Source organism: uncultured Romboutsia sp. (assembly GCF_958366745.1).
In the GTDB taxonomy this organism is placed as follows: Bacteria; Bacillota; Clostridia; order Peptostreptococcales; family Peptostreptococcaceae; genus Romboutsia; species Romboutsia timonensis.
On sequence record NZ_CATXCO010000083.1, the window covers coordinates 1 to 9244 of the forward strand.

The following is a 9244-nucleotide window of genomic DNA, read 5'->3' on the forward strand; positions in this document are numbered from 1 at the left end:
CCAAATATTATCGTTACTACTAATTCCAAATATATCCCTCCTTATTATTTTTGCTTGTCAATAATATTTATATGATTAGCTTTTTATATTTATATCTTTTTTAAAAGTTTAAAAATATAAAATATAATTTTAATCTTTTAATAGTATCTTTAAATCACTTTAATATATAAAAATAAAAAAATGGTGTTGCATTTGTTGCAACACCCATTTTTCTATTGTGTGTAAGCACAATAAAATAATAAATTTTTTTTAGGAATAAATTATAAAAATTCTAATTACTAATAACTTAGATATATACTAATACATTTTTCTACAAAATTCAACATTTTATTTCATTTTTTTACAGAAAAATGCCGAAAGAACATTGTTATACAATGTTCTTAAGTTTAATTAGTATATTATATACCTTGTTCTAAACAAGATTTTAAATCATCATCTGGAGTACTTATAAGTCTTAAATCAAATGTATCAACTAAATATTGAAGTACATTAGGACTTAAGAATGCTGGTAATGTTGGTCCTAAGTATATTCCTTTTATTCCTAATGATAATAATGCTAATAAGTCTGCAACTGCTTTTTGTTCATACCAAGATATTATTAAAGATAGCGGTAGTCCATTAACATCAGTATCAAAAGCATCTGCAAGTGCTGTTGCTATTCTAACTGCTGAGTATGCATCATTACATTGACCTACATCTAATAGTCTTGGAAGTCCTGCAACTTCTCCAAATTCTAATTTATTAAATCTATATTTTCCACATGCTAGTGTAAGTATTACACAGTCTTTTGGAACTTTTTTAGCAAATTCTGTATAGTAATTTCTACCTGGTCTAGCTCCATCACAACCTCCTATTAAAAAGAAGTGTCTTATTTTTCCTTCTTTAACAGCATTGACTATTGTCTCTGCATGGCTTAATGTAGCATGATGTCCAAATCCAACTAATATTTCATGTGGCTCTTGATCTTCTTTATATCCTCCAAGTTCTAATGCCTTATCAATTATTTCACTAAAGTCTTTTGTTCCATCTTCCTTTTTACCTATATATTTAACTCCATCCCATCCTACAACGCTAGTAGTAAATATTCTGTCTTTATAAGTTTCTCTAGGTCTCATTAAACAGTTAGTCGTCATAAGTATACATCCTGGTATGTCGTCAAATTCTTTTTGTTGATCTTGCCAAGCACCACCAAAGTTTCCTACAAGATGAGGATATTTTTTTAACTCTGGGTAACCATGAGAAGGTATCATCTCTCCATGTGTATATATATTTATACCTTTTCCTTCTGTTTGTTTAAGTAACATGTCTAAATCTTTTAAATCATGTCCTGATACAATTATAAATGGACCCTTTTTAATGTGAACATTTACTTTTTGTGGAGATGGATTTTTATAAACTGTAGTGTTAGCTTCATCTAATTTTTTCATAACTGCTACACTCATATCTCCAGTTCTCATAGTCCATCTTATTAGTTCTTCTACATCTAGATTATCATCAGTTGTTGCTTCTAAAGCTCTTACATAAAAATTATCTACTTGATCATCATAGTATCCAAGTGCTCTTGCTTGATGTCCATAAGCACTAATACCTTTTAATCCATATATTATAGTTTGTCTTAATGAACGAATATCTGGGTCTAAATTTTGATCATACATTATACCTGCTTTTTTAGCATCTTTAAGCATTTCTGCTTTTGTATCACTTAAATTATATGTAGCGTGGTCTGTGTTATTTTTTATACTTCCAACTTTGCTTCTTAAAGCTTCTTTTATTTTTTGAGATTTCTTTAACATTTCAACATGAACATCTGCATCAAAGTTTACATTTGTTAATGTTGTAAATAAAGTATCTTCTATAAAGCTAACTATGTCTTTATCTACATTTTCACCTTTTTCAACTAATTCTTTTGCATAACAGCTTATTCCTTTTATTTGGTATATAAGTAGGTCTTGAAGTGCAGCTACTTCAGGAGTTTTTCCACATACCCCCATCTTAGTACAGCCCTTACCTCCTGCTGTTTGCTCACATTGATAACAAAACATCGGATATTCTATTGCCATATTATTTTCCACAATATTACCTCCATTTATATTTATATTAACAATATATATTTTTATCATATTTATCTAAAATATAACTATTTATTTTATTTTTTATAAATAGTTAACTATATAGGATTTCTTTTCCTATGTACTTTATAAAGTTATAAATGTATACGTAAATAGAGCCTATATTAATTTTAATACAGGCTCTTTATCTAGGTTAATATTAAATATTTATGATAATGATTGCGATATAGTAACTAGTACCTTACTTGTTCCTTTTGATATTACATTATGTTCTATTCTTGCATCAAAAGGAAGAAAATCTCCTTCTTTTAGTTCAAATTTTTCTCCATTTTTAAATTCTATATCCACAGTACCACTTACAACTTGAATTGTTGCAAATCCATTGTGTGAGTGATTTGGTAGACCTTTACCATCTTCAAACTTAAAAAATAATGTTTTAAACTTCTCATTTTCCACTAAAAATTCTCTATTAGTTACTATATTATTTATGTTTATAGGATTCATTACTATACCTCCTTAATTTATATATTTATTATTGTGTATTTTATTAACTTCCTTATTCACAATTTATAAGGTATTATAATTTACTTTTGCATAAAAAATAGGAGCTAATGCTCCTATCTTTTTTGTATTATATTAATATTACTAACAATCATATTTGTATATTTTTATAATTGTTTAAAATTATATTTAAAATCTATAGATGTAATACCTGGAGAATATCCAGAGTAGTCTAAATAAGCACCAATAACTTTTCCTTTATCTATTACCATACAAAGCATAATTGGTTCATCTTCTTTTGATTTTTCTGCTAATTCATATCCTACAACTTTTCTATCCTCTGTCATAGAGTCTAAATCCTCTTTTAAATACCCACCTTTTATACTTGCTTCTTTTATAAGAGTAAAGACTTCAGAATCTCCTATCAAGATATCTGATTCAGTTAGAGTTTCTGATTTCAAAGTATATCCTTGTTCGGATGTAATTTTTTTAGCCTCATCTAATGCTATTTTATCAATATTAAAATCTTGAATATCTTTGCTACTACTACATCCAACTACTAATAAAGTTGTAGTTATAAAAGAAAGTAGTGTCATTATAATCTTTTTCATACAAATCCCCCTCTATTTGATTAATATTATTAATTAAACTAAAATACTTTTATAATTTAGATTTATTATTACAGTTAAGTAAACTTATCCCTGATAAAATACAAATCAAAGCAGATGCTCCTATTTTAAACCAATTCATATATAACCAGAATTCACCACCCAATACTATATCTGGAGATGTGTTAAATTCATCAGCGTAAATAGCTATATTCCAAAATAATTTACATGTTATTATTAAACAAATAATACTAAGTATAAATATACTTGTGTTTATAAACTTGCTATTTCTCACAATTATGTCCCCCTTAATTAACTATTACTCAAATTATAACAAAATTTAATTTTACCGTATTCTTTTTTATCTCATTTACTAAAATACCGACATTAAAATATAACATTTATTAACTTTTTATTATATATAATATTCTATTATTTTCCAATTACGAAAAGGTTACATTATATTTCAAGCAAAAAACATGTTAAATCAATGGTTAATTTAATATTAAAGAAAAAATTTCAGCAAAATAAAATAGCCATTTTATATAAATTAAAATGACTATTTTTCTATAATATAAAGATAGGTAAAATATAAAACATTTTATTCTATATTGCTAGATAACTCTTTAAATTCAGTTAAATCTACAATCCTATCACATATTCTATTTACTAATGCTTTTTCATGACTAATTACAATTAATCCAATATTATATTTTTTAACATGTTCTAAAACAACATTCCATATTTGAGCTTGAGTAATAGCATCTAGCATAGTTGTCATTTCATCTGCTATTAAAAACTTAGTTTCTTGCGATAATGCTCTAACAACACAAAATCTTTGTAATTCTCCTCCTGATAATTCACTTGGCCATCTTTTTAGCCACTCTTTCTTTATTCCCATATCATCTAATAACTCTTTTGAAGGTTCAAAAGCTTCTTTTAAAATTTTATCCATTTTCCACTTTGGATTTACAGATTTTTCTGGATGCTGAAATATTAATTGGACTGGGCTATACCCTTTTTTAGATAATTTTTTTCCATCTATTGTAACAGTTCCACTTTGTGGTTTTTCATATCCTGCTAAAATCTTAGCTAAAGTAGTTTTACCAAATCCACTTGGTGCAATTAGTCCTACAACTTCTCCACTATCTATTGTAAAATCAATATCTTTTAATATATACTTATCATCTTTATATTTAAAATTTATTCCCTTTGCTTTAAGTTGCATTTAAACATCTCACCATCCCATCTCTAACCATCCTTGCATTTGGTCTTATTAACCTACATTTTTCACTAATACATTCACATCTATCTTGAAATAAACATCCTTTTGGTAATTCATTTGGCATAGGTTGTGATCCTTTTATTGGCTTAAATCCATTTTGAGGAAGTGCATTAAAAAGTGCTTTTGAGTATGGATGTCTTAAATTTTTACCATCACCTTTAAAGTCATTTACATTAGCAATCTCTAAGGTTGTTCCAGCATAAAATACAGCTATTTTATCAGCTATTTTAAGTGCAGCTTCTATATCATGAGTTATCATTAATATTGCACACCCACTATCTGCTATATTTCTAAAGTCTTTAAGTGCTTCATTAAGAGATTTTTCATCTAACCCTGGTGTGGGTTCATCTGCAATAATAACTTTACAGTCAGATACTAATGCAGTTGATAAAAGAACTTTTCTAGCCATACCTCCTGATAATTCAAATGGATAAAGATTATCAACTTTTTTATCAAGCCCATATTTATTAAATATATCCCTTTGACGCTTATTTGCTTCTTCTTTATTCTCTATTGATATTTTTACTTGCTTTGATACCTTCATTAATGGGTCTAAAAAATTTACGGATTGAGGTATAAATACTATTTCTCTTCCTCTTAATTTTTCTTTGTCCTTTAAAGTTAAAGTTTTACCTTTATATATTATATTACCTTCAGTAGTTGCATTATCAGGAAGTATACCAAGTATAGCATGAGCTAATAAACTTTTACCTGAGCCACTAGAGCCAACTACTGCTAGTATTTCACCTTCATATAAATCTATATCTAAATTAGTTATTACTTCTAACTCTCTTCTTCTCAATCCCTTTGTGTACTGAGAAAAAGATATTCCTAAGTCTTTTACCGACAATATAGGCTCCTTTTTCATAAATACCTCCTATTTATAAGCTGTTTTTGGAGTTATTAATTTATTAACTTTCTTTCCAATATTATCAACCATTAATGAAACCATAACTAAACTTAACCCTGGGAAAAATACAAGCCACCATCTTCCACTATTTAAATACTTCATAGATTCAGATAATATAATTCCTATTGCTGGTTCATGTGGTGGTAAACCAAATCCTAAAAATGTTATTGAAGCTTCATGAAGTACAGCATGGGGAAATATTAATACTATACCTATTAAAAGTTGTGGTATTATATGAGGTATTATATGTTCAATTGCTATATATAAATTTGATTTTCCAAATTTTTTTGATATTTTTACATAATCAGATTCCCTAATTTGCATTATTTCAGCTCTTATTACCCTAGTAAGAGATGGCCAATGAGTTAATGATACTCCTAAAACTATACCTTTAAATCCTCCACCTACTGATATAGAAATAAGTATTACTATTAAGGCATGTGGCACTGACAATATTAAATCTATTATCCATGTAATAATATTATCTACTGTCTTGCCTAAAGTTGCTCCTATAACACCTAATGTTAATGCAATTGTACCACTTATAAAAGATGCTAAAAATCCAACTTTCATACTTAAGCTTAATCCTTTAATAGTTCTATAAAACATATCTCTCCCAACCCAGTCAGTTCCAAATAAATGATTTAAACTAGGCTCTAGATTTTTATTAGTTAAATTTATAGAAATATCATCTGTACTTATTAGACTTCCCATTATCATAATTGAACCTAATAAAAAAACAAATAAAGCAATAGATAGTAGTGTTTTTTCTCTTACCCCAAATTTATTTCTTAATGGTTTATTTGTATTTAAATATATCCCTTGTAATTCACTCATTATGCTTTACTTCCTCCTTTCACTCTTGGATCTATAAGCATATATATTAAATCTGCAATTAAATTTCCTGTATATACAAAAATTAAACTTATTATAACTATTCCCATTAAAAGTGGTAAATCACCTTTAAGACCTGCAGAAACTGTTGCTTGACCAAGCCCTGGATATGAAAAAACTTGTTCAGCAAAAACTGTACCTGCAAATAATTCACTAAATGATAAAAATTGTAATGTTATTGCTGGTAAAGCTACATTTTTTATAACATGATTAAATACTATGCTTTTTTTACTTTCTCCACGAGCCTTAGCAAATAAAATATAATCACTAGATAAAATTTCAATTACTTTTTCTCTAGTATGTAAGCATATATTAGCAACACCTAATATGCTAAGTGTTAAAGCTGGTAGTGTTAAATGTTTAATTAAACTTGATATAGTTACTTCATCTGATAAAACACCTATTGGTACACCAAGTCCTGTTGGAAATAATTTTAATTTTACTGAAAATATAATTATTAATAAAATTCCTATCCAAAATGTAGGAGTTGATATTAATACATAACAATATCCTCTAATAAACTTATCTATAAACTTTCCTTCATTAATTCCCGATACAATTCCTAAAATAAATCCAAGTACTCCTGATACAACCCATGCAACTAACATTAATGCAAGTGATGCCATAAATCTTTCTGATATTACATCAACTACATCTCTTCTATAAATCATTGACCTACCTAAGTCACCCTTTGCAATTGCCTTAAACCATGAAGAAAATCTTTCTAATGGTGGCTTATTTAACCCCCAATACTCAGCTATATTTTCTCTTTGTTCTTGTGTAACTGTTAAATCTGCTCCTACATATGCTTGAACTGGGTCTAAAGGTGATTTTTCTAGTAATATAAATGTTACTATACAAAGAGCAATTAAAAGAGTTATAAGTTTAAAAAACTTCTTTAATATAAATCCTAAAATTTCTTTTTTATTCTTCACAATAATACTCCACCTTTATATCTAATATCATTTTATAATAATAGGACATTCTATAAAGAATGCCCTATTTATATTTAGTCTATTTCCAACTCCACTCTGTTATGTTATATAATACTTTTCCTCCATGAGGTTGAACAACAGGTGTACCTATGTCTAAATCTTCATCTGCTAAGTAAAGATGTCCTGCATTTACAAACCAAGTATATGCACAATCTCCCATATGTGAAAATCCTGTTTCTCCATCCCATTGAGCTTTTTTCCAATAATCTAAAGCTGAATCTTCATCTTCACTTTGTAATGCCTTATCTATATACTCATCAACCTTATCATTTTTGTAATATCCAGAATTGTTCCAAGGTACTCCAACTCCTAATGTTTTACTACTATATAAATTATATATTTCAGAAGGATCGCCAGAACCAAAACCATAAAGCACTGCTTGAGAATTTATTTCTGGAACTATTGTATCCCAATTTCTATTTTCTAAGTTTACTTTTATACCTAGTTTTTTTGCAACTTCAACATAAGCTAAACCTAATTCTTGTCTATACTTTCCATCTGTATATAGTAAGTCAAACTCTGCTTCTACTCCATTTTTATCTATTGTTCCATTATTATTAGTATCTTTCCATCCAGCTTCTTCTAGCATTTTTTTTGCTTCATCTATTTTACCGTCTTCTTCTGGTTTTATTATAGTTTCTTCATTTAACCAAGGCATTTTTTCAAGCCCTGTACTTGATGGTGCTCCATATCCTTCTAATATACCTTCAACTAATTCTTCTCTATCTATAGCATATGTAAGTGCTTTTCTTATAGTTTTATCACTTGTTACTGCATTCCCTATTGGATATCCATCAGATGTAGTTTTTCCTGGTTGCTCCATAGGATAAGCTACTCCATAGGTTTCAATACTATCTAATTCAATTAATTTCTTACCTTCTACTTCTTCTTTAGCAAAAGAACCTGGTATTGATGCTATATCAACTTCTCCTGCTTTAACTGCTGCATATGCTGTATCATCATCCATAAACACCATTGTTAATTTTTTTATTGATGGCTTTTCTCCGTAGTAATTTTCATTAGCCTCTGCTATAACTTGTTGACCTTTATCCCATTGTACTAATTTATATGGACCAGAACCAATTGGATTATCTGAAAAACCTTCATTATGTGCATGTTTAGGTACTATACCTACTGTTGCTAATTTTTCAATAAATGTAGATTGAGGATTTTTAAGCTTAAATTCTACTGTGTAATCATCTACTTTCGATACACTATCTAACATAGTTAAATCTATAGATGAGCCACTATTTTTTGCTATTTCATATGTATATACAACATCTTCTGCTGTAAGATTTTCTCCATCAGTAAACTTTACATCTTCTCTTATTTTTACCGTCCAAGTTAACCTATCTTCAGATATTTCGTAACTTTTTGCTAAATCATTTTCAATACCTAAATTTTTATTTCTTTTAAATAGTGTACTAAAAAATACACTAGTCATATCACCATGTCCAGTATCTGTTGCATCAAAACCAGTTTCTGGTTCACTTGTAACTGCTGCTATTAATTCATTGTTTGCCTTTCTATCATTTTCTTTATCTACAGATTCACCTGCATCTGAACTTGTATTTGAACACCCTATTAATGTACTTGACATAAGTCCTATAACCAACATAATTGATATATTTTTCTTGAGTTTCATAAATCCCATATTTTAATCCCCCCATTATATAAATTTAAAATAAAAAATTTACCTTTCTCAAAATGTCATTTTTTACGTTTATAAAGTTATTAATATTACTTATATTCATAGGTTATCTATAAATATATTTATACTATAATTTCCTTATACGTAAAAAAGCCATGAAGATACACTTATAGCGATAAACCTTCATGGCTTAAATTTCATATTATTCATAATTTTTTTATTTTTCACTTTGTTATAATATTATCACAGTTTACTTATAATGTAAACAATTTTTTCTATTTTATAAAAATTAATCTTTTTTAGTGATTATACATATTTTTTAGCTTATTTA

At 27.8% G+C, this 9244-nt stretch carries 9 protein-coding genes; all 9 read right to left on the reverse strand.

Features of this window, described 5'->3' with window-relative positions; translation table 11 throughout:
* Nucleotides 1–398: 398 nt before the first annotated feature.
* The 9 genes from hcp to Q5F54_RS07140 all read right to left on the reverse strand — a co-directional run bounded on the left by hcp (nucleotide 399) and on the right by Q5F54_RS07140 (nucleotide 8916).
* Complete coding sequence (gene hcp, locus Q5F54_RS07100; protein ID WP_288525797.1) at nucleotides 399–2072, reverse strand: hydroxylamine reductase; 1674 nt, start codon at nucleotides 2070–2072, stop codon at nucleotides 399–401.
* Between the two features lie 204 nt (nucleotides 2073–2276).
* Entirely contained in the window at nucleotides 2277–2573 is a 297-nt protein-coding gene (locus tag Q5F54_RS07105) for a cupin domain-containing protein (protein WP_288525795.1), read from the reverse strand.
* 164 nt (nucleotides 2574–2737) lie between these two features.
* The gene (locus Q5F54_RS07110) at nucleotides 2738–3181 is read right to left on the reverse strand and encodes a hypothetical protein (protein ID WP_288305869.1); all 444 of its coding nucleotides are present in this window, start codon (nucleotides 3179–3181) and stop codon (nucleotides 2738–2740) included.
* 49 nt (nucleotides 3182–3230) lie between these two features.
* Nucleotides 3231–3473 (reverse strand): hypothetical protein, encoded by a 243-nt coding sequence (locus Q5F54_RS07115; RefSeq protein ID WP_281537758.1) that lies wholly within the window; start codon nucleotides 3471–3473, stop codon nucleotides 3231–3233.
* 306 nt (nucleotides 3474–3779) lie between these two features.
* Complete coding sequence (locus Q5F54_RS07120; protein ID WP_302334150.1) at nucleotides 3780–4406, reverse strand: ABC transporter ATP-binding protein; 627 nt, start codon at nucleotides 4404–4406, stop codon at nucleotides 3780–3782.
* Nucleotides 4396–5331 (reverse strand): ABC transporter ATP-binding protein, encoded by a 936-nt coding sequence (locus Q5F54_RS07125; protein WP_288525791.1) that lies wholly within the window; start codon nucleotides 5329–5331, stop codon nucleotides 4396–4398. The genes Q5F54_RS07120 and Q5F54_RS07125 overlap by 11 nt, the downstream gene beginning before the upstream one ends.
* 9 nt (nucleotides 5332–5340) lie before the next feature.
* Entirely contained in the window at nucleotides 5341–6210 is an 870-nt protein-coding gene (locus Q5F54_RS07130; RefSeq protein ID WP_302334151.1) for an ABC transporter permease, read from the reverse strand.
* The gene (locus Q5F54_RS07135) at nucleotides 6210–7202 is read right to left on the reverse strand and encodes an ABC transporter permease (RefSeq protein WP_071120287.1); all 993 of its coding nucleotides are present in this window, start codon (nucleotides 7200–7202) and stop codon (nucleotides 6210–6212) included. The genes Q5F54_RS07130 and Q5F54_RS07135 overlap by 1 nt, the downstream gene beginning before the upstream one ends.
* A gap of 79 nt (nucleotides 7203–7281) precedes the next feature.
* Nucleotides 7282–8916, reverse strand: coding sequence for an ABC transporter substrate-binding protein (locus Q5F54_RS07140; RefSeq protein WP_302334152.1), 1635 nt, complete (start codon nucleotides 8914–8916; stop codon nucleotides 7282–7284).
* Nucleotides 8917–9244 lie beyond the last annotated feature (328 nt).

What these genes read in the sequence shown, in the direction of transcription:
- Q5F54_RS07140 (WP_302334152.1), bottom strand. Translation starts at nt 8,916, where the DNA reads ATGGGATTTATGAAACTCAAGAAAAATATATCAATTATGTTGGTTATA.
- Q5F54_RS07110 (WP_288305869.1), bottom strand. Translation starts at nt 3,181, where the DNA reads ATGAAAAAGATTATAATGACACTACTTTCTTTTATAACTACAACTTTA.
- Q5F54_RS07105 (WP_288525795.1), bottom strand. Translation starts at nt 2,573, where the DNA reads ATGAATCCTATAAACATAAATAATATAGTAACTAATAGAGAATTTTTA.
- Q5F54_RS07125 (WP_288525791.1), bottom strand. Translation starts at nt 5,331, where the DNA reads ATGAAAAAGGAGCCTATATTGTCGGTAAAAGACTTAGGAATATCTTTT.
- Q5F54_RS07120 (WP_302334150.1), bottom strand. Translation starts at nt 4,406, where the DNA reads ATGCAACTTAAAGCAAAGGGAATAAATTTTAAATATAAAGATGATAAG.
- Q5F54_RS07130 (WP_302334151.1), bottom strand. Translation starts at nt 6,210, where the DNA reads ATGAGTGAATTACAAGGGATATATTTAAATACAAATAAACCATTAAGA.